Consider the following 20,314-nt stretch of genomic DNA (forward strand, 5'->3'; position numbering starts at 1 on the left):
ACAGGCCGCCCGAAGCACCACCCGCTGAACGCACTCCGGTACGGCTCACAACGGGTTCGTCAGGGACACGTCCTCCCGGGCCCACTCTCCCCGGAACGCCCGTGCCACCCCGGCCGCGACGAACACCCCCGCCGCGATCAGCAACGTGAACAGGCCCCAGGCCAGGGGCCAGAACGAGGCGTCGGGTTCGGGGTGGGTGCGCAAGGAGAGGTGCATCAGCACGGCGGGGGGCACCGCCACCAGCAGCAGCGGCCAGCCGAGGTGGTCCCAGTGCCCGAAGTAGGCCGCCAGGAGCAGCAGGGCGAAGGCGAGGAGAAGGACGCCGGCGCCGGTGACGGGGATCGTCCCCTCGGTGGCTCGCGGGGCCGCGGGACGGTTGCGCAGGTCCCAGGGCAGGAACAGCAGATAGGCCCCGGCCGCGAGGGCGGCGCCGAGCAGACGTATCAGCCAGCGCTCGTACCAGGGGCGGGTTCGCATGGGGCGGAGCAGCTTGTCGGTCATGCGCACGAGCATTCCCTCGGAGCGGGTGAGTCGGCAGAGTACGGATACTCAGATCGCCCTCGCGCGGACCCTGCCGCCGGGCGATGCCGGAGGCGTCCAGCCAGCTAGCTAGGGAGCCGCCTCCGCCCCCGCCGTCGCCGTCAGTGGCTTCGCGATGTCCTCCAGGGATCGCCGCTCCGCCCGTACCGCGAGCAGCGCCGCGACCACGCCCGCCGCACACATCAGGGACGCGCCGATCCGGAAGGCGAGGACCGTGTCGCCGACCCGGCCGGTGTTCGTGAGCTCCGCGAACAGGAGCGGGCCGCTGATGCCGCCGGCGGCGGTGCCGAGGGCGTAGAAGAAGGCGATGGACATGGCCCGCGTCTCCATCGGGAACACCTCCGAGACCGTCAGGTACGCGCTGGAGGCACCCGCCGAGGCGACGAACAGCACCGCGCACCAGCACGCCGTCAGCGTGCCCGCGCTCAGCGAGCCGCGATCGAACAGCCAGGCCGTCCCGAACAGGAGCAGACCCGAGAGCAGGTACGTCGACGAGATCATCACCCGGCGGCCGACCGTGTCGAAGAGCTTGCCCAGCAGCAGCGGGCCGAAGAAGTTGCCGAGGGCGATGACGACGAAGTAGTAGCCCGTGTCGCCGGTGGGGACGTCGAAGAATTTCGTCAGGATCACGCCGAAGCCGAAGGTGATCGCGTTGTAGAGGAAGGCCTGGCCGATGAAGAGGGAGAAGCCGAGCACGGCGCGTCTGCGGTAGTCGGTGAAGACCGTGCGCGCGATCTCGCCGAAGCCGATGCTCTCGCGCTGCCGGATGGTGATCTCGCCCTTGGCCCGCGGCAGCGGCTCACCCCTCTCGGCCTCGATCTGCTGCTCGATCGAGGTCACCACCCGCTCCGCTTCCTGCTCCCTGCCATGGATCAGCAGCCAGCGTGGGCTCTCCGGGACATGTCGCCGCACGAGGAGGATCACCAGGGCGAGGACGGCGCCCAGGGCGAACGTCAGTCGCCAGCCCAGGTCCTTCGGCAGCAGGTCGGTGTTCAGCGCGACGACCGACAGCAGCGAACCGCCGACCGCGCCCAGCCAGAAGCTGCCGTTGATGACCAGGTCGACACGCCCGCGGTAGTACGCCGGGATCAGCTCGTCGATCGCGGAGTTGATCGCCGCGTACTCGCCGCCGATGCCGAAACCGGTGAGAAAGCGGAAGAGGAAGAACCACCAGGTCGAGAACGAGACCGCGGTCAGGGCCGTGGCCCCGAGATAGACCGCCAGGGTGATCATGAAGAGCTTCTTGCGGCCGTAGCGGTCGGTGAGGCGGCCCCAGAAGAGGGCGCCCGCGCAGGCGCCCGCCACATACAGCGCGGCCGCGATACCGGTGACCTGACCGGAGCTGATCGGCAGTCCGCTGCCGGGTTCGGAGAGCCGGCCGGCGATGTTGCCGACGACCGTGACCTCGAGGCCGTCGAGGATCCATACCGTGCCGAGGCCGATCACGATCGTCCAGTGCCAGCGTGACCAGGGCAGACGATCGAGGCGGGCGGGAATCGCGCTGGTGACCGTGCCGGGCCGTGGCGCGGTGACGGACATCTCTGCCTCCTCGGGGCGGCCGGCGCCGCACCCGGCCCGAGTGCCCGCTCGACCGCCGGTTACGCTCCGAGTGCCCGCGACACCATGTAGATGAGCAGTCCGGCCAGCGAACCCACCACCGTGCCGTTGATCCGGATGAACTGCAGGTCACGTCCGATGTGCGCCTCGATCTTGCGCGTGGTGTGCCCCGCGTCCCAGCCGGCCACCGTGTCCGTGATCAGGGACGTGATCTCCTTGCGGTACGTCGTCACGACGTGCACCGCCGCGCCCTCCACCCACTGGTCCACCTTGGACTGCGTCCCCGGCTCGCCCGCCATCCGGGCGCCCAGCGACAGCAGCGAGGCCCGCACACGCAGCCTGAGTTCGCTGCGCTCGTCCTCGGCCGCGGACACGATCATGGAACGGACGGCCGTCCAGACGGAGGCGATCAGGTCCTGGACCTCGCCGCGGCCCAGCACCTCGCCCTTGAGCCGCTCCACGCGGGCGCGGGTGTCGGTGTCGGACTGGAGGTCGGAGGCGAAGTCGGCGAGGAACCGGTCGAGGGCGCCGCGCGCCGGATGCGTGGGCGAGTCGCGCATCTCGGTCACGAAGCGGAGCAGCTCCTTGTAGACGCGCTCGCCGACCTTCTTGTCGACGAAGCGCGGGGTCCAGCCGGGCGCGCCGCCCTGGACGGCGACCATGACCTGGTCGTCGTGCAGGACGAGCCAGTCGTGGGCGCGGACGCAGATCAGGTCCACGACCCGTTTGTGGCCGCCGTCGGCGACGACCTTCTCCAGCATCTTGCCGAGCGGGGGCGCGATCTCCTGCGCGTCGGCGCGACGGGTTATGGCCTCGCCGACCACCGCCTGGACGTCCGAGTCGCGCAGCACGGTGAGCGCCCCGCGCAGAGCCGTCGCCAGCTCCGCCGTCACCCGGTCGGCATGCTCCGGCTCGGCGAGCCAGGCGCCCAGGCGGGCGGCGATGCCGACGGCCCGCAGGCGCTGCCGTACGACCTCCCCGGAGAGGAAGTTCTCGCCGACGAACTCGCCCAGGGAGATGCCGAGCTGGTCCTTCTTGTTCGGGATGATCGCCGTGTGCGGGATGGGCAGACCGAGCGGATGCCTGAAGAGCGCGGTGACCGCGAACCAGTCGGCAAGGGCACCGACCATGCCGGCCTCGGCGGCCGCGGCGACATAACCGGCCCAGGTGCCCGCGCCCGCGTTCCGCGCCCAGGTGGCGAGGACGTACACGAGCGCCACGAACAGCAGCAGCCCGGTCGCCATGCTCTTCATCCGGCGTACGCCGCGGCGCTTCTGCTCGTCGGCGGGGCTGAAGGACGTCATCGCCCGGCTCGTGACGGTTCCCGAGCGGGCAGACGGCCCCACGGCCGCCTCTTCGTCCAGTTTCGTGCGTTCCATCCACTCCACCCGTTCATGTCCCCCGTCACACATTGTCCCTTCCTGACCGACTCCTGGAACGGAACGGGAGTTCCCGGCGTCTGTCCGGACGGAGAAGTCTCGGGGGTTTCTCAGGGTCTCGTCAGGGTTCTCGGTCGCGATCGGGAAGAGCCCGCGCCGTGCGGCGCGCGCACCATGGGCCCCGACGGCTCCTCCCGCCCCATGATTCACCATGGGGTTGATCAACAACGGAGCCTCGGGCTCCCTCGCCCGAGGAGTACACGCACAGCATGACCAAGTTCAACGGTTATGCCCTGCTGGCTGCCCTGTGCGCGGTCATCCTGACCGTGTCGGCCGCGATATACATCGGCGCCGCGGCCGATGACGGCAGCGGCCGCGGCGCGCTCTCCGTCGGACGCTCGACCCCGCATGGCTCCGCCGAGCCCGCGTCCACCGGCGTCTGGGTCGGCGCCTGGTCGACCTCACCCTCCGGTGCCGAGCCCGGAACCGAGTCGGACGGCATGGCCGGACGATCCGTGCGCAACGTCGTGCACGCAGGCGTCGGCGGTACGAGCGCCCGCATCACGCTGTCCAATCTCTACGGACAGCAGCCGCTGAACATCACGCACGCCTCGATGGCGGTCGCCGCCGGCGCGAACGAGGCGGCCGCGGCCGCCGGCACCATGCGCCGGCTCACCTTCGGCGGTGCCGTCTCGGTCGTCATAGCCCCGGGGCGGCAGGTGGTCAGCGACGCCGTCCGGATCGCCGTCCCACAGGACTCCGACGTGCTCGTGACCACCTACTCCCCCACCCCGTCGGGGCCGGTCACCTACCATCGGTACGCCCGGCAGGCCTCGTACATCGCCGACGGCGACCGCACGGAGGACGTGAGCGGCACCGCCTACACCGGGCGGACCCCGTACTGGCGCTATCTGACCGCCCTGGACCTGCTCAGCAACGAGGCGTTGGGCACTGTGGTCGCGTTCGGCGACTCGATCACCGACGGCGTCACCTCCACCGAGGGCGCCAACCGCCGCTGGACGGACGTGCTCGGCCGGCGGCTGCGCCAGGCTGCCGGATCAGGGGACGTGCCCCGCTACAGCGTGGTCAACCAGGGCATCAGCGGCAACCGGGTGCTGGCCAGTGGCCCCGGCCGGCCCGCCGACAACCCGAGCGGTCTCAGCCGCTTCGGGCGTGACGTCCTGGACCGCACGAACGTCAAGGTCGTCGTCATCGACCTCGGCATCAACGACATCGCACGCAACCCGGGCCACGACGACCCGGACCGGATCGTCGCCGGACTGCGCGCCCTGGTCGATGACGCCCACACGCACGGCCTGAAGGTCGTCGGGGCGACGCTGATGCCCTTCAGGGGCCATCGCGGCTACCGGGCCGACCGGGAACAGGTGCGGCAGGCAGTCAACGCGCAGATCCGCTCGGGCACGGTCTACGACGCGGTGGTCGACTTCGACGAGGCGCTGCGCGATCCGTACGACCCGCGCCGGCTGCGCCCCGACTACGACTCGGGCGACCACCTCCACCCCAGCGACAAGGGTTTCCGCAAGATGGCGGAGGTCTTCGACCTGACCTCGCTGAACGGGGCGGCGCCGGCCCGGCTGTGAGGCGGGGCGGACGGCGGGCGTCCGTACGGCGGGTCCTCAGCACCCGCCGCCCCGCCGGCGCTCGCGCTCCTCCCGCCGGGCCTCCCGGCGCTCCCGCTGCAGTTCGCGACGCTCCTCGTGCCGCTCCCGACGCTCCTCGTGCAGTGCGCGCATCAGATCGCGGTGGTGATCCAGCACGTCGCGGTGGGACTCCGGCAACTCCCGGTGCGCCGCCTTGCCGTCCAGCTTCTCCTGGCGCCGCTCCTCCTTCAGCCGCTGCCGCTCGGCCCGTGTCAGCTTGCGCTCGACGCCGACCCCGCCCCAGAACGCGAACCCGGTCACGACCACCCGCGGCGCGCCCGGATCCCCCGGCACACCCTCCTCGCGCTGGTCGAAGCCGCCCATGATCCCGACACCGCGCACGACCACTTCGACACCGGGCGGCACGATGACGTTCATCCCGCCCATGATCGCGACGCAGTTGATCACCACCTCGCGGTCCGCGAAGTACGCGTCCCGCAGGTCGATCTCGCCTCCGCCCCAGAAGGCGAAGCAGTCGAACCGCTTCGGCACCGTCCAGCGCCCCTTGCGCTGGAATCCGGACATGACGGCGACGGCCGACGCCGACGAACCGTCACCGCCCACGATCCGCTCGGCCCAACTCCCGCTCTCCACGGGCTCTTTGACCAGCGACACCGCGGGGGCGACGACGCCGGCGGCCGGCAGGTCACGGGTGATCGGCGCCAACTCCCCGTAGGTCCGCGCCTTGTACGTCGCCTCCAGCCGCTCCTCGAACTCCTCCATGTCGAGACGGCCCTCGGCGAGGGCGTCCCGAAGGGTCTCGACGACCCGATCACGGTCGGCGTCGGAAGCACGGAGATCGGGGACGGGGGGCTCGGGAGGTGTCCCACCGGAAGACACAGCGTCGGTCATGCGGCCAGCCTACGAGGAAGCCGGGCGCCGGGCTACGACACCGCCCGGTCCGACGAGGGTCCGGCAACGCCCTCCAGCCGGTGCAGCATCGTGGCGATCACCGCCTCGATGTCCGGTTCCCGCACCGAGAGGTCCACGAGCGGATACGCCGCCGCGATGTGCGCCACCAGCCGGGCAGCCGAATCGGACGCCGGGAACGCCAGCCACTGCCGCGGCCCCTCGATCCGCACCACGCGCGCGGGCGGCGCCTCGATCGGCGGCAACTCCCGCTCAAGGTCGACCACGAGGGTGCGCTCGCTCTCACCCACCTCGTGCAGCCCGGCGAGCGGACCGTCGTACATCAGGCGTCCCTGGTCGATGACCATCACCCGCGAGCACAACTGCTCGATGTCCTGAAGATCGTGCGTGGTCAGCAACACCGTCGTGCCGCGCTCGGCGTTCAGGTCCCGCAGGAAGTCACGGACCCTGGCCTTGGAGACGACATCCAGGCCGATGGTCGGTTCGTCGAGGTACAGCACCTGCGGGTCGTGCAGCAGCGCCGCCACGATGTCGCCGCGCATCCGCTGGCCGAGGGACAGCTGGCGCACGGGGACGTCCAACAGGCCGCCCAGTTCGAGGAGTTCGACACAGCGGTCGAGGTTCTCCCGGTAACGCCGGTCCGGGATGCGGTACATGCGGTGCATCAGCCGGTAGGAGTCGATCAGCGGCAGGTCCCACCACAGGGTGGTGCGCTGCCCGAACACCACCCCGATGCGCCGGGCCAGCCTCGTCCGCTCACGGGAGGGGTCGATACCGGCGACCCGCAGCCTGCCGCCGCTCGGCGTCAGGATCCCGGTCAGCATCTTGATCGTGGTGGACTTCCCGGCACCGTTCGGTCCGATGTAACCGACCATCTCTCCGCGCGCCACGGTGAAGGAGATCGAGTCCACGGCCCGCACCTGGCGCCGCTCACGGCGCAGGAAGCCGGTCCTCTTGCGCACCTCGAAGACCTTCTCCACCCGCTCCAGCCGGATGAAGCCGCCGTCCGCGTCATCGTCGTCCACGACACCACGGTCCATGTGGCCACCCTCCATGGGTCCCTCAGCTCCCCGTACTCCGGTACGAACGCAGTCCCGCGCGCCAGGCCCGCATCGCGAGCGCACAACAGGCCGCCGCCACCAGCGGAGGGGCGAAGGCGAGCCCGGCCGGCAGGTCGATCGGGTACGGCCGCCCCAGCACGTACAGCGCGGGCAGCCAGTTGACGAAGGCGAGCGGCAGCACGAAGGTCACCCCGCGCACCAGCTCCTTCGCAAAGACGGTGGGCGGGTACTGCAGCAGCGTCTGGCCGCCGTAGGTGAAGGAGTTCTGCACCTCGGAGGCGTCCTGCGCGACGAACTGGAAGGCGGCGCCCGCCACGAACACGGCGCAGAAGATAGCGGCGCCGCTCAGCAGCGCCAGCGCGACCATCAGCGCCTTCAACGGGGTCCAGGACAGATCCAGGGCGGCCACGGCGTACCCGAGGACCAGCGCGCCCTGGACGATCCGGCCGAGGCGGCGCAGCCCGAAGCGGTCCGCGGCGACCTGGGCCAGAACGGGCGCCGGACGGACCAGAAGCATGTCCAGCGTGCCGTCGCGCACCCGCCGCCCCAGCCGGTCCATCGAGCCGAGCGCGAGATCGGCGAAGCCGAAGGCGATGGCGGACAGGCCGTACAGGAAGGCGACCTCGGGCAGGCTGTAACCGCCGAGCGTGTCGATCCGCGAGAACATCAGCATGATCGCGAGGAAGTCGAGCGCGGTCGCGGCGAAGTTGCCGAGCGTGGTCATCACGAACGAGGCGCGGTAGGCCATGGTGGAACGGATCCACATGGCGGTGATCAGACCGTAGGCCCGCAGCCCCTCGCGCACCCGACCGCACGCCCGCTCCCCACCGTGGACCGTGTCAGCCACCCTGGACCACCACCCGCCGGGTCGCCGCCGACTGCACCACCCGCCCCAGGCCGAGCAGCACCAGGGCCCAGGCGCCCTGGAAGACATAGGTGGGCAGCGGGTCCGCCACGCCGAGGAGCACATCCACGGGCGCCTGGAGGAGGGCGGACCAGGGCAGCACCCGGACGACCTCGCCGAGCGTGCCCGGGAAGACGTTCAGCGGCAGCAGCAAGCCCGAGCAGAAGACCGCCGTCAGCCAGGCGAGCTGCGCCACACCCGCCCCGTCCAGCAGCCAGAACGCGCTCAGCGCCACGACGAAACGGATCGCGAAGCTCACCAGCACCCCGAGCCCGACCGCGATCGCGAACGCCACCCAGGCCAGCGGGCTCGCGGGCAGCGCGAGCGGGAAGACGAGCGCACCGAACACCAGCGGGACCACACCCCGGCCGAGCAGATGGAACAGGGCCCGCCCCAGGTCCGAGGCCAGCCACCACCACTGGAGGTCGGCGGGCCGGTACAGATCGACGGCGATGTCCCCCGTGCGGATGCGTTCGATCAGCTCGTCCTCGAAGCCACCGCCGAACACGGCCACCGTCATCAGCAGGCCCTGGCTCACCCAGACGAACGTAAGAGCCTGGGACTGGTCGTACCCCCCTAGGTGGGGTCGCTCGTTCCACACGGCGAGGTAGGTGTATGCCAAGATCAATCCGAAGACCGAGTTGGTGAACACCCCGGCCGCGGTCGCGGTCCGGTAGGTCGCGTACCGCCGGAAACCACTGGCGGCGACGGCGGCGTACAACCGCCCTGTCCCCACGGGAGAACCTCCTTCGACGCGTGCCGGACCGAAGCGCAGGAGCCTAGCGCGCGGGCGAAGTGGCGTACCACACGTTTTCCCGTACGACATGTCCTTCCGGTCGGGAACGGAACGCAAGGTGCGACAGTCTTCATCAGGGGACGCAGATGGCGTACGAGGGCGTACGGGAACGTACGACGCGAAACGGGAGTCCGGCACCACGATGAGCGACGAGCCGCAGCCGCAGCAGGGCAGCCATGCCCTGGCGCCCGAAGAACCCCCGACCGGACCTCAGGGGCCGAACCCCGGCAGGCCCCGGCGCACCGGATGGCGCCGGCTGATCCCGACCTGGCGGATGGTGCTCGGCACCTTTGTGGCCGGGATCCTGCTCCTGGTCGGCCTCTTCGCGCTCGGCTACTACCTGGTCAAGATCCCGCCGGCAAACGCGGCGGCGACCAAGCAGAGCAATGTGTACCTGTACGCGGACGGCACCGAGCTGGCCCGCGACGGCTCGGTCAACCGCGAGAGCGTGATGCTCGCCCAGATCTCCAGGGACGCCCAGCACGCGGCGCTCGCCGCCGAGGACCGCGACTTCTACTCCGAGTCCGCCGTCGACCCCAAGGCGATGGTCCGTGCCGCCTGGAACACGGCCACCGGCAAGGGCAAACAGTCCGGTTCGACGATCACCCAGCAGTATGTGAAGAACTACTACCTGGGCCAGGAGCAGACCGTCACCCGGAAGGTGAAGGAGTTCTTCATCGCGATCAAGCTGGACCGCGAGAAGAGCAAGGACCACATCCTCGAGGGCTACCTCAACACCAGCTTCTTCGGCCGCAACGCCTACGGCATCCAGGCCGCCGCGCAGGCGTACTACGGCGTGGACGCCAAGGACCTCACCATCGGCCAGGCCGCCTATCTCGCGGCCCTGCTGAACGCGCCGAGCCAGTACGACGTGATCGCGCACCCCGAGAACAAGGCGGCGGCCGTGGCCCGCTGGAACTACGTCCTCGACGGCATGGTCAAAAAGCACTGGCTGAGCGAGGCGCAGCGACAGAAGGCGACCTTCCCGACGCCCCGGCAGCAGGTCACCGCGACCGCCATGTCGGGCCAGCGCGGCTACCTGGTCCAGTCGATCAAGGACTATCTCGTCACCAACAAGATCATCGACGAGGACACCCTGGCTGGCGGCGGCTACCGCATCACCACCACCCTGCAGAAGTCCAAGCAGGACGCCTTCACCAAGGCCGTCGACGACCAGTTGATGAGCAGGCTCGACAAGAAGAACCGCAAGGTCGACCGCTTCGTCCGCGCCGGCGGCGTCGCCATCGACCCGGCCACGGGCAAGGTCCTCGCGATGTACGGCGGCATCGACTACACCCAGCAGTACGTCAACAACGCCACCCGCCGCGACTACCAGGTCGGCTCGACGTTCAAGCCGATCGTGTTCACCTCCGCCGTACAGAACGGCGCCCGGACACAGAACGGCGTCACGATCAACCCGTACACCGTCTACGACGGCACGGACAAACGCCCGGTGCAGGGCTGGACCGGCGGCACATACGCACCCGAGAACGAGGACAACGTCTCCTACGGCCCGATCACGGTCCGCACCGCCACCGACGACTCGGTGAACGCCGTGTACGCGCAGATGGCCGTGGACGTCGGCCCGTCCAAGGTCAGACAGACCGCGATCGACCTCGGCCTGCCCGCGAACACACCCGACATGAACCCGTACCCGTCGATCGCGCTCGGCACGGCCACCGCGAGCGTCCTCGACATGGCGGAGGCGTACGCGACGCTCGCCAACCACGGAGAGCACGGCACGTACACGCTGGTCGAGAAGATCTCCAAGGACGGCAAGGAGGACGTCGAGCTTCCCCACCGGGCCCCCGAGCAGGTCGTCAGCCGCGAGGCGGCGGACACCACCACGTCGATGCTGCGGAGCGTGGTGGACAGCGGCACCGCGACGGCCGCGCAGGCGGCGGGCCGGCCCGCCGCCGGCAAGACCGGCACCGCCGAGGCGGACCAGGCGGCCTGGTTCGCGGGCTACACCCCCGACCTGGCCACGGTCGTCGCCGTGATGGGCCAGGACCCGGACACGGGCCGGCACGAGTCGCTGTACGGCGCGATGGGCCTGGACCGCGTCAACGGCGGCGGCGCGCCCGCCGAGATCTGGGCGCAGTTCACGCGGACGGCGCTCGAGGGCGAGCCCGTCAGGGACTTCGACCTCCGCCTCCAGGCCGGCGCGGAGGCGTATCAGGAGCCGCCCACGGACCCCACGGCCCAGCCGCCGGGCGACGCCGTCACTCCCGACATCGGCGGCACGACGGGCGATCAGACCGTCCCGGGCCAGGACCAGGGGCAGACCGACGGCGGTATCCCGCCCACGGGCGGCACGGACACCACCGGCTCTCCCGGTACCGGTGAGACGCCGGACACCGGCGGCACCACCGACGGGGGCGGCACGACCGGGGACGGGGGCACCACGGGCGACGGTGGCACGACCGGCGACGGCGGCACCACCGGACCCGGGTGGACGACCGGAGCAGGCGGCACGACCAGCGCAGGCGGCCCCACCGGGAACGGCGCGGCTACGGGAGCCGGGGGGACGACGGGCGGGTCGGAAAGCTAGGCCCCAGGGCCCTCAGATCCCCAGATCCTTGATGATCTTCGCCACATGCCCCGTCGCCTTCACGTTGTACAGGGCGCGCTCGACCTTGCCCTCCTCGTCCACGATCACTGTGGAGCGGATGACGCCGACGACCTTCTTGCCGTACATCGTCTTCTCGCCGAAGGCCCCGTACGCCTCGAGGACCTGCCTGTCCGGGTCGGCGAGGAGGGTGACCTTCAGCGACTCCTTCTCCCGGAACTTGGCCAGCTTCTCCGGCTTGTCGGGCGAGATGCCGATGACGTCGTAGCCGGCGCCCGCCAGGAGCTCCAGGTTGTCGGTGAAGTCGCACGCCTGCTTGGTGCAGCCCGGGGTGAGCGCGGCCGGGTAGAAGTACACGATGACCTTGCGGCCCTTGCGGTCGGCCAGGGAGACCTCGTTGCCGTCGGCGTCCGGCAGGGTGAAGGCGGGGGCGGTGTCGCCGGGATTGAGTCGCTCGCTCATCGGTACCTCACGTAGCAGGGGCGGATTACCCGACGAGCCTAATCTCCTTCCGGCCCCGCCATAGGGGTGCCGGGGAGAGCGTCGGGCGCGAAACTGACAGACTGTCGACCACAGATGCAGGAATTGCGCGGAACACGTCGCACACGACCACGGAGGAAGCGCGGTGACGGACACGTCGAGCACACCGGACACCAGGACTCCGGCGCAGATCGAGGCGGACATCAAGCGCCGCCGCGAAACCCTCGCCGAGACGCTCGACGAGATCGGCGTCCGGGTGCACCCCAAGACGATCGTCGGGGACGCCAAGGCCAAGGTCGTCTCCAACATCGATCACACGCTCGGCCGGGCGTACGTCGGCGTCAACCGGGCCGTCAGCGAGGTCAAGGGGCAGTTCGTCACGCAGGAGGGCGCGCCCCGTCTGGAACGCATCGTGCCCGTGGCGCTGGTCGTGGTCGGCGTCGTGGGGCTGCTGGCGCTCGGCTCCCGGCGGCGCAAGGGCTGACCCGGGCGCGCACGAACAGGTCGAAGGCAGGTAGGTTCGGGGCGTGAGCGAGAAGACCCACCACGACAAGTTGCCGATCCGGATGCTGCACGACCGCGTGCTGGTGCGACAGGACGCCGCCGAGGGCGAGCGCAGGTCCGGCGGCGGCATCCTGATCCCCGCGACCGCGGCCGTCGGCCGGCGCCTCGCCTGGGCCGAGGTCGTCGCGGTCGGGCAGAACGTCCGGACCGTGGAGCCGGGCGACCGGGTCCTGTACGACCCGGAGGACCGGGCCGAGGTCGAGGTGCGCGGGATCCCGTACGTCCTGATGCGCGAACGCGACCTGCACGCCGTGGCGGCGGACCGCTTCGAGGGGTCGGAGGACACCACGGGTCTGTACCTGTAGATCTACCCGCAAAGGGGCCGGAGGCGGCTGCCACCGGCCCCTTTGCTGTTCCCTTGCTACCCTCGGGAGACCCCGACGAGACGCGCCGTACCGGGACAGGGACCACCAGGTCCGCAGGCAAAGACGACGCACCTGTCCGTTCCGTCTCACGGAGGTGCCTCTCATGGCCTGGGTCCTGCTCGTCGTCGCCGGTCTGCTCGAAGTCGCCTGGTCGATCGGGATGAAGTACACCGACGGATTCACCCGCCTGTGGCCGAGCCTTGCCACCGGCGCGGGCATCGTCGCGAGCATGCTCCTGCTGTCGTACGCCGCGAAGTCCCTGCCCATCGGTACGGCGTACGGCGTCTGGGTGGGCATCGGCGCGGCGGGCGCGGCGGTACTGGGCATGACCGTGCTCGGCGAGCCCGCGACCGCCGCGCGGATCTTCTTCGTGGCGCTGCTGCTGGTCGCCGTGGTGGGCCTGAAGGCGACGTCGGGGCGCTGACTTCTTCGGTCTGCACAGAGCCCCCGGGATTTCCGTGACCTTCCGACGAGCAGTTCGTTACTACGTACGAGCTACGAATGGGCGATCGAGAGCAGGGGGAATCGATGACCGCGAGCCGATACACACGGGAATTACTGTCCGCTACAGCGGCTTCTTCACGCACGCTCTCCGAGACATTGGAGAAGCTGGGAGTGGATCCCAAAGGCCCTTCGCGCCGCTACCTGCGTGACCGCATGCGGAAGTTCGGCGTGGACACATCTCACTTCGAGCGGGAGACGGGGGCACGATGGACGAAAGAAATCCTCGAGTCGGCGGTGGCCGCGTCGACAAGCGTGAACGGAGTGCTGCGATACCTGGGAATCGAGGTCGTGGGCGGCCACCATACGAACATCAGCCGCCGGATCAAGGCTTACGGCATCGACACCTCACACTTCCGGAGACAATCGCAAGTCGGCGTGCCGAGACAACGCTGGTCTCCGGAAGGGCTCTTGGTCGAACAGGAGCCGTCACTGGCCCGACGCCAACCCAGCAACCGGCTCAAGCGAGCCATGATCGCACTCGGGGCGGCCGAACAGTGCGCCCTCTGCGGAAGAGAACCCTTCTGGCGGAGCCGCCCGCTGCCGCTGGAGGTCGATCACCTGGACGGGAACTGGCGAAACAACCGTCTGGAGAATCTGCGCCTGCTGTGCCCCAACTGCCACTCGGCAACGGACACTTACCGGGGAAGGAACAAGGGGCGGCGTACATGAACGAGCCACAACGCTATACAAGGGAGATGCTTGCAAAAGCCGCAGAGCACTGCTCGGACATCGACGAGGTCATCGCTTACCTGGGTGTCCGTCCTTACGGCCAGCTTCGTCGCCAGCTATTTCGGAGATTCGAGCACTTCGGGATCGACATCACCCATTTCCGGCGCTTCAAGCGAGGACCTCGCCCATGTCCGCAGCCGTCCCGAACCGAACTGGCGGCAGCCGTGGCTCAGTCCCAGTCGATTGCAGAGACGCTGCGTCAGCTCCACCTGCCCGGCGGCTCCCGCATATACACGCGATTCCACGAGTGGATCAACGAATACGGGATCGACACCTCCCACTTCCTGGGGCAAGCCCACCAGCGAGGTAGGCCTGGGACAATTACGCGAAAGTCAGCTGCTGAGGTACTGGTCAAGCACGGTGGTCGACGGCGCACCAAGACCGTCCTGCTGCGTCGTGCCCTGGTTGAGGCAGGCGTTCCCGAACAGAGTGACGAGTGCGGAACCCCGCCCGAGTGGCACGGACGACCCATGACGCTTGAGATCGACCACATCAACGGCGACTGGAGCGACGACCGGCGCGAGAATCTGCGGTTGCTCTGCCCCAACTGTCACGCGATCACCAATACCTGGTGCAGAGGTGGCCGACGTCGTGGCTCCTAGTCGCCCATCCCCCATCCCAGGTCATGGCAGCCCAGTAGAGTAGGCGTACGCGCTCGTACTCCAATTGGCAGAGAGACTGGCCTTAGAAGCCAGGTGTTGTCGGTTCAAGTCCGACCGGGCGCACCTCGGACAGGGCCAGGCGCTGTGAACCACGGATGCCTGGCCAGGTCATGGCTCTTCCTCAGCCGAGCAGCTCCCGTACCACCGGCACCAGTGCCCGGAACGCCTTGCCCCGGTGGCTGATCGCGTTCTTCTCCTCAGGGGTCAGTTCCGCGCAGGTCCGCGTCTCGCCCTCCGGCTGGAGGATCGGGTCGTAGCCGAAGCCGTTCGTGCCCGCCGGGGCGTGGCGGAGGCTCCCCTTCAGCCGGCCCTCCACCACGCGCTCCGTCCCGTCCGGCAGGGCCAGGGCCGCCGCGCAGGCGAAGTGCGCGCCGCGGTGGGCCTCGCCGATGTCCGCGAGCTGGGCCAGGAGCAGGTCCAGGTTCGCCTTGTCGTCGCCGTGCCGGCCGGCCCAGCGGGCCGAGAAGATGCCGGGGGCTCCGTGCAGCACGTCCACACACAGGCCCGAGTCGTCCGCCACCGCGGGCAGGCCCGTCGCCTGGGCCAGGGCGTGGGCCTTGAGCAGGGCGTTCTCGGCGAAGGTGACGCCCGTTTCCTCGACGTCGGGGATGTCGGGGAAGGCGTCCGCGCCGACCAGGTCGTGCGGGAGGCCCGCGTCGGCGAGAATCGCCCTGAGTTCGGTGATCTTTCCGGCGTTGCGCGTGGCGAGGATCAGGCGGGTCATGTCCACCAGTATCCGTGGGCCGCGGGCGCCTCTTCCCCGTGCCCCCGGTGCCGACCGCGGCGTCCTAGGACGTGCAGACCTTCGTCAGTTCTCCCGCCGCGTTCGTGACCGGGCCGACGTCGGGGGTGTCGTCGCCGTTCCTGACGGCCTCGCGGACGTTCGTGACGGCCTTGCGGAGATCGTCGACCGCCTTGTTGACATCGACGTTGTCCGTCGTGTCCCCGATCTTGTCGAGGTTCTTCTCGATGGAGTCGAGGGAGGCGCCGGTCTGTGTCGGGTCGTTCGCCGCGTTCTCGACGGCCTGCTGGAGGTCGGTGACGCTGTCGGCTATGGCGTCGGCGGTCTGGACGCAGTCGATCGCCTTGTTGACGGCGTCGCAGCCCGCGCTCGCGCCCACGGCGGTGAGTGCGGCGACGGCGGCGAGTGCGGCGGCGGTGGTGCGTCGGCGGTGGCGCGCGGCCATGGAACGGATTCCCTCCCTGTTGACGGTGCGGCACTCTCCCGTGGACGTGCCGGCCGGTCCGGCTCGCCCGACCTGTCGGTGGTCGTACGGGGCTGAGTCGGGGCGCGCGGGATTCTCCCGGGCGCCCGTCACATCAGCGGTGCGGCTATCCCTGAAAACGCCGGACGGCGCTACTCGGTTGCCTCCAGCGCCGCACGCTGGATGGCCGCGAGCCGGTCGCAGCCTGCGACGGCCAGGTCGAGCAGGGCGGTCAATTCCGCGCGGTCGAAGGGTGCCGCCTCCGCCGTGCCCTGTACTTCCACGAAGCGGCCGTCGCCGGTGCAGACGACGTTCATGTCGGTCTCGGCCCTGACGTCCTCCTCGTAGCAGAGGTCCAGGAGCGGTACGCCGTTCACGATGCCGACGGAGACGGCGGCGACCGCACCGGTCAGCGGCTGCCGGCCGGTCTTCACCAGCTTCTTGCGCTGTGCCCAGGCCACCGCGTCGGCCAGCGCCACGTACGCGCCGGTGATCGCGGCGGTGCGGGTGCCACCGTCCGCCTGGAGCACGTCGCAGTCGAGGACGACGGTGTTCTCGCCGAGTGCCTTGTAGTCGACGACGGCGCGCAGGGAGCGGCCGATGAGACGGCTGATCTCGTGTGTACGGCCGCCGATCTTGCCCTTGACCGACTCGCGGTCGCCGCGGGTGTTGGTGGCGCGGGGCAGCATGGCGTATTCGGCGGTGACCCAGCCCTCGCCGCTGCCCTTGCGCCAGCGCGGGACGCCCTCGGTGACGGAGGCGGTGCAGAGGACTTTCGTGTCGCCGAAGGAGACGAGGACGGAGCCCTCGGCGTGCTTGCTCCAGCCACGCTCGATGGTGATGGGGCGAAGCTGTTCGGGCGTGCGGCTGTCGATTCGAGACATGGCTTGAGCCTATCCGTACATGCAACAGGGGCCTCTCCCGGCGGGAGAGGCCCCTGCGGTGTGGGCGCGTGGGCTCACATCATGTCTTCGATCTCGGCCGCGATCGGGTCCGCGTCCGTTCCGATGACGACCTGGATGGCGGTGCCCATCTTGACGACGCCGTGGGCGCCTGCGGCCTTCAGGGCGGCTTCGTCGACCATCGAGGCGTCGTGGACCTCGGTGCGCAGCCGGGTGATGCAGCCTTCGATCTCGTCGATGTTGTCGATGCCGCCGAGCCCGGCAACGATCTTCTCAGCCTTGCTGGCCATGTCTCTTCTCCCTGATCCGAACCGCTTTGTCGCAGTAACCCATAGGTGGACGAACTTTGCGAGCGGTCTGGTCGTGCGAACCCGAGGGAGGCGTTCCCGACAGTGCGACCGTCCGTCAACTGGTCTACACCACGCTGGGAGAGGGCGCCAAACACGGTGCCGCCCGGAGAGCACCCACCGGGGACATCACGGCGAAGTGGCGCTCATCACACTATTCGGGCCTCTCCTTACATACACACCACGAGCTATCGTTTCGGGAAATTCGCCGTAAGTGCGGCGTTACTCGCAGCATGTCCTGGACTACAGAATTCACGGGTTCCTTATCTCACCTTCACCGTGCTACAACAGGTCTACACCAGTGAGTGGTGTAGACCACGCGGGAGCTGCCCACCTCGTTCAGCCCTTCCCGTCCCTCGGCAGCCCCCAGCACATGGAGGAACTATGAGCACCGCCACCGAAACCTCGGCGGCCCCCGCAAAGAAGCGGGGATCAGGTCTGTTCCAGGGCCTGCAGAAGGTCGGCCGCAGTCTTCAGCTCCCGATCGCCGTTCTGCCGGCGGCGGGCATTCTCTTGCGACTCGGCCAGCAGGACGTCCACGACAAGCTGAACCTGCCTGACAAGGTCACGGCGGTGTTCGCCACAGCTGGTGGCGCGATCTTCGACAACCTGCCGATGCTGTTCTGCATCGGTGTGGCGATCGGCTTCGCCAAGAAGGCCGACGGCTCCACGGCCCTGGCCGCCCTGGTCGGCTTCCTGGTCTACAGCAATGTGCTGAAGGCCTTCCCGGTCACCGAGGCCAAGGTCCAGCCCGGTGCTGACATAGCCGCGACCTACAACAACCCCGGCGTGCTCGGCGGCATCGTCATGGGTCTGCTGGCCGCGGTGCTGTGGCAGCGCTACCACCGCACCAAGCTGGTCGACTGGCTCGGCTTCTTCAACGGCCGGCGCCTGGTCCCGATCATCATGGCCTTCGTCGGCACGCTCGCCGGCGTCTTCTTCGGCCTCGTGTGGGAGCCGATCGGCGAGGGCATCGCCGACTTCGGCGAGTGGATCACCGGTCTCGGCGCCCTGGGCGCGGGTCTGTTCGGTCTCATCAACCGTGCGCTGATCCCTGTGGGCATGCACCAGTTCGTGAACACGGTCTCCTGGTTCCAGATCGGTGACTTCAAGAACTCGGCCGGCGAGGTCGTCCACGGTGACCTCAACCGGTTCTTCGCCGGTGACCCGACCGCCGGACAGTTCATGTCGGGCTTCTTCCCGATCATGATGTTCGGTCTGCCGGCCGCCGCACTCGCCATTGCGCACGCCGCCCGCCCCGAGCGCCGCAAGGCCGTGATGGGCATGATGATCTCTCTGGCGCTGACCTCCTTCGTGACCGGTGTGACCGAGCCGATCGAGTTCTCGTTCATGTTCATCGCTCCGGTGCTGTACGCGATCCACGCGGTCCTCACCGCCCTGTCCCTGGCGGTCACCTGGGCGCTCGGCGTCCACGCGGGCTTCACCTTCTCCGCGGGCGCCATCGACTACCTGCTCAACTGGAACCTGGCCACCAAGCCATGGCTGATCATCCCCATCGGCCTGGTGTTCGCGGCGATCTACTACTTCGTCTTCCGCTTCGCGATCGTCAAGTTCAACCTCCCCACCCCGGGCCGCGAGCCCGAGGAGGAGGTCGAGGACCTCACGAAGGCGTGAGCGACTCCTCCGAGCGACCCGAAGGCCCCGGAACCTCGTCAGGGTTCCGGGGCCTTCGGGCGTGTGAGGGGGTGACTCGTACGCCGGTCCTAGACCTCGTACGTCGCCCGGGGCGTCGCCAGTTCCACCGGTCCGGAGTAGACGGCGCGGGCGTCCGCCAGGTTGACCTGAGGGTCGGTCCACGGCGGGATGTGGGTCAGGACCAGGCGGCGGGCGCCGGCGCGGGCGGCCGCCGCCCCGGCCTCGCGGCCGTTGAGGTGGAGGTCCGGGATGTTCTCCTTGCCGTAGGTGAACGCGGCCTCGCACAGGAAGAGGTCCGTGTCACGGGCCAGTTCGTCCAGGGCCTCGCTCACGCCCGTGTCGCCGGAGTAGGTGAGCGACCTGCCGCCGTGTTCGACGCGGATGCCGTACGCCTCCACCGGGTGGCGTACGCGTTCCGTGTGCACGGTGAAGGGGCCGATCTCGAACGAGCCCGGCTTGACCGTGTGGAAGTCGAAGACCTCGCTCATCGAGGAGGCCGAGGGGGTGTCGGCGTAGGCGGTGGTCAGGCGCTGCTCGGTGCCCTCCGGGCCGTAGACGGGGATGGATGCCGCGCGGCCGCCGTCGTGGCGGTAGTAGCGCGCGACGAAGTACCCGAGCATGTCGATGCAGTGGTCGGCGTGCAGATGGCTGAGGAAGATCGCGTCGAGGTCGTAGAGACCGCAGTGGCGCTGCAACTCGCCAAGGGCGCCATTGCCCATGTCGAGGAGCAGCCGGAAGCCGTCGGCCTCGACGAGGTAGCTCGAGCAGGCCGAGTCCGCGGACGGAAACGACCCCGAGCAGCCGACGACGGTGAGCTTCATAAAGCTGGAACCTCCGCGTGGCAGAAAGTGCACAAGGCAGGGACGGACGGTGACGGGGGTCGTGCGGTCCGTCGAGCGTAAGGCGCAAAAGGGCCGGTCGCTCCTCCGCCAGAGGCCGTTGTGGGCGAACTCACCTGTGGTGTCACCGGTTCGGCTGGACCGCGGGCTCATGGGGAGTGCGTCGGGGCGCACGGCCCGCGGCTCAGCGGCTTGTTGGTGTGCGCCGAGGGCGGGCGATGCCGCGCGTACGCCGGTAACGTCAACCATATGGACACGTCCTGGTGGCTGGCACTGGCGGCGGTGGTGCTGCTCGCGCTGGTCGCGACGCTGGTGGACGGGTGGGGACGCGGTCGGCGCCCGCGCCCCGCTGCGACACGTCCACCGGGACGGGCCCGGCTGCATCCGCGACCGGCCGAGATCTGGTGGGCGAGCGTTCCGTACGAGGACCGTGTCGGTTCCAAGGACCGGCCCTGCCTGGTGCTGACGGTGCGTGGGGACAGCGCGACGGTCGCCGGGATCACCAGTCGGTACCACGACGAGCGGGCGGGCGTGATACCGCTGCCGCCGGGCACGGTGGCCGACGCCCACGGACGGCCCAGCTTCCTGGAGACCGACGAGCTGCGCGACGTACCGCTGTGGGATTTCCGGCGCCGGGTGGGCGTGGTGGATCCCGTGCTGTGGGATCAGGTGCGGTATCTGGCTGGTTGATCGGTCTCATGGCTCGTCCTCACGGCCTCGTCCT

At 69.4% G+C, this 20,314-nt stretch carries 22 protein-coding genes, 1 tRNA gene and 1 riboswitch; of the genes, 10 read left to right on the forward strand and 13 right to left on the reverse strand.

Going from position 1 to position 20,314, the window contains the following annotated elements; all coding sequences use genetic code 11:
* Positions 1–45: 45 nt before the first annotated feature.
* The 3 genes from VXC91_RS23450 to VXC91_RS23460 form a co-directional block, all read right to left on the reverse strand.
* A complete protein-coding gene (locus tag VXC91_RS23450; RefSeq protein WP_329509294.1) occupies positions 46–501 on the reverse strand; it encodes a hypothetical protein in 456 nt (151 codons plus the stop codon).
* Positions 502–609: 108 nt separating this feature from the next.
* A complete protein-coding gene (locus VXC91_RS23455) occupies positions 610–2,079 on the reverse strand; it encodes an MFS transporter (protein WP_329509295.1) in 1,470 nt (489 codons plus the stop codon).
* A 59-nt stretch (positions 2,080–2,138) separates the two neighbouring features.
* Positions 2,139–3,476, reverse strand: coding sequence for a DUF445 domain-containing protein (locus tag VXC91_RS23460; protein ID WP_408057451.1), 1,338 nt, complete (start codon positions 3,474–3,476; stop codon positions 2,139–2,141).
* A 269-nt stretch (positions 3,477–3,745) separates the two neighbouring features.
* On the opposite strand from VXC91_RS23460, the gene VXC91_RS23465 reads away from it, so the two are divergent.
* Positions 3,746–5,077: an SGNH/GDSL hydrolase family protein gene (locus tag VXC91_RS23465; RefSeq protein ID WP_329509297.1), complete on the forward strand. Its 1,332-nt coding sequence runs from the start codon at positions 3,746–3,748 to the stop codon at positions 5,075–5,077.
* Positions 5,078–5,113: 36 nt separating this feature from the next.
* Here VXC91_RS23465 and VXC91_RS23470 read toward each other — a convergent pair whose 3' ends face one another.
* Genes VXC91_RS23470 through VXC91_RS23485 form a run of 4 tightly spaced genes read right to left on the reverse strand, consistent with a single transcriptional unit; the run spans position 5,114 to position 8,708 of the window.
* Complete coding sequence (locus VXC91_RS23470) at positions 5,114–5,989, reverse strand: DUF1707 SHOCT-like domain-containing protein (RefSeq protein ID WP_329509298.1); 876 nt, start codon at positions 5,987–5,989, stop codon at positions 5,114–5,116.
* A gap of 32 nt (positions 5,990–6,021) precedes the next feature.
* Complete coding sequence (locus VXC91_RS23475) at positions 6,022–7,047, reverse strand: ABC transporter ATP-binding protein (RefSeq protein WP_329509299.1); 1,026 nt, start codon at positions 7,045–7,047, stop codon at positions 6,022–6,024.
* A 22-nt stretch (positions 7,048–7,069) separates the two neighbouring features.
* Positions 7,070–7,915, reverse strand: coding sequence for an ABC transporter permease (locus VXC91_RS23480; RefSeq protein WP_329509300.1), 846 nt, complete (start codon positions 7,913–7,915; stop codon positions 7,070–7,072).
* Positions 7,908–8,708: an ABC transporter permease gene (locus VXC91_RS23485; RefSeq protein WP_329509301.1), complete on the reverse strand. Its 801-nt coding sequence runs from the start codon at positions 8,706–8,708 to the stop codon at positions 7,908–7,910. The genes VXC91_RS23480 and VXC91_RS23485 overlap by 8 nt, the downstream gene beginning before the upstream one ends.
* Positions 8,709–8,910: 202 nt before the next feature.
* Here VXC91_RS23485 and VXC91_RS23490 point away from each other — a divergent pair, with 202 nt between their 5' ends.
* Complete coding sequence (locus tag VXC91_RS23490; RefSeq protein WP_329509302.1) at positions 8,911–11,319, forward strand: transglycosylase domain-containing protein; 2,409 nt, start codon at positions 8,911–8,913, stop codon at positions 11,317–11,319.
* Between the two features lie 12 nt (positions 11,320–11,331).
* Here VXC91_RS23490 and bcp read toward each other — a convergent pair whose 3' ends face one another.
* Positions 11,332–11,799: a thioredoxin-dependent thiol peroxidase gene (gene bcp, locus VXC91_RS23495; protein WP_329509303.1), complete on the reverse strand. Its 468-nt coding sequence runs from the start codon at positions 11,797–11,799 to the stop codon at positions 11,332–11,334.
* Between the two features lie 163 nt (positions 11,800–11,962).
* Between bcp and VXC91_RS23500 the strand changes: the two genes are divergently transcribed.
* From VXC91_RS23500 to VXC91_RS23525, 6 genes are all read left to right on the forward strand, one after another.
* Complete coding sequence (locus VXC91_RS23500; protein ID WP_329509304.1) at positions 11,963–12,301, forward strand: DUF3618 domain-containing protein; 339 nt, start codon at positions 11,963–11,965, stop codon at positions 12,299–12,301.
* Positions 12,302–12,344: 43 nt separating this feature from the next.
* Positions 12,345–12,686 (forward strand): GroES family chaperonin, encoded by a 342-nt coding sequence (locus tag VXC91_RS23505; protein ID WP_329509305.1) that lies wholly within the window; start codon positions 12,345–12,347, stop codon positions 12,684–12,686.
* A 51-nt stretch (positions 12,687–12,737) separates the two neighbouring features.
* Positions 12,738–12,819, forward strand: a riboswitch (guanidine-III (ykkC-III) riboswitch).
* A gap of 30 nt (positions 12,820–12,849) precedes the next feature.
* Entirely contained in the window at positions 12,850–13,170 is a 321-nt protein-coding gene (gene sugE / locus VXC91_RS23510; protein ID WP_329509306.1) for a quaternary ammonium compound efflux SMR transporter SugE, read from the forward strand.
* A 104-nt stretch (positions 13,171–13,274) separates the two neighbouring features.
* The gene (locus VXC91_RS23515; RefSeq protein ID WP_329509325.1) at positions 13,275–13,919 is read left to right on the forward strand and encodes an HNH endonuclease signature motif containing protein; all 645 of its coding nucleotides are present in this window, start codon (positions 13,275–13,277) and stop codon (positions 13,917–13,919) included.
* On the forward strand, positions 13,916–14,581 hold the full coding sequence (locus tag VXC91_RS23520) for an HNH endonuclease signature motif containing protein (protein WP_329509307.1): 666 nt from the start codon (positions 13,916–13,918) through the stop codon (positions 14,579–14,581). Before VXC91_RS23515 ends, VXC91_RS23520 begins: the two co-directional genes overlap by 4 nt.
* 49 nt (positions 14,582–14,630) lie before the next feature.
* Positions 14,631–14,704 (forward strand) — tRNA-Leu (locus VXC91_RS23525).
* A gap of 58 nt (positions 14,705–14,762) precedes the next feature.
* On the opposite strand, the gene rdgB is transcribed toward VXC91_RS23525, so the two are convergent.
* From rdgB to VXC91_RS23545, 4 genes are all read right to left on the reverse strand, one after another.
* Complete coding sequence (gene rdgB, locus VXC91_RS23530) at positions 14,763–15,365, reverse strand: RdgB/HAM1 family non-canonical purine NTP pyrophosphatase (RefSeq protein ID WP_329509308.1); 603 nt, start codon at positions 15,363–15,365, stop codon at positions 14,763–14,765.
* A 64-nt stretch (positions 15,366–15,429) separates the two neighbouring features.
* Entirely contained in the window at positions 15,430–15,828 is a 399-nt protein-coding gene (locus tag VXC91_RS23535; RefSeq protein ID WP_329509309.1) for a hypothetical protein, read from the reverse strand.
* A 170-nt stretch (positions 15,829–15,998) separates the two neighbouring features.
* Positions 15,999–16,730, reverse strand: a complete 732-nt coding sequence (rph, locus tag VXC91_RS23540; protein ID WP_329509310.1) for a ribonuclease PH — start codon at positions 16,728–16,730, stop codon at positions 15,999–16,001.
* Positions 16,731–16,804: 74 nt separating this feature from the next.
* Positions 16,805–17,038, reverse strand: a complete 234-nt coding sequence (locus VXC91_RS23545) for a PTS glucose/sucrose transporter subunit IIB (RefSeq protein WP_329509311.1) — start codon at positions 17,036–17,038, stop codon at positions 16,805–16,807.
* Between the two features lie 441 nt (positions 17,039–17,479).
* Between VXC91_RS23545 and VXC91_RS23550 the strand changes: the two genes are divergently transcribed.
* On the forward strand, positions 17,480–18,730 hold the full coding sequence (locus VXC91_RS23550; RefSeq protein WP_329509312.1) for a PTS transporter subunit EIIC: 1,251 nt from the start codon (positions 17,480–17,482) through the stop codon (positions 18,728–18,730).
* 89 nt (positions 18,731–18,819) lie between these two features.
* Here the strand turns inward: VXC91_RS23550 and VXC91_RS23555 are convergent, their stop codons facing one another.
* Entirely contained in the window at positions 18,820–19,572 is a 753-nt protein-coding gene (locus tag VXC91_RS23555) for an MBL fold metallo-hydrolase (RefSeq protein WP_329509313.1), read from the reverse strand.
* A gap of 267 nt (positions 19,573–19,839) precedes the next feature.
* Between VXC91_RS23555 and VXC91_RS23560 the strand changes: the two genes are divergently transcribed.
* Positions 19,840–20,280, forward strand: a complete 441-nt coding sequence (locus VXC91_RS23560; RefSeq protein ID WP_329509314.1) for a type II toxin-antitoxin system PemK/MazF family toxin — start codon at positions 19,840–19,842, stop codon at positions 20,278–20,280.
* Positions 20,281–20,314: the final 34 nt, after the last annotated feature.

It is taken from the genome of Streptomyces chiangmaiensis (genome assembly GCF_036281785.1).
Lineage (GTDB): Bacteria > Actinomycetota > Actinomycetes > Streptomycetales > Streptomycetaceae > Streptomyces > Streptomyces chiangmaiensis.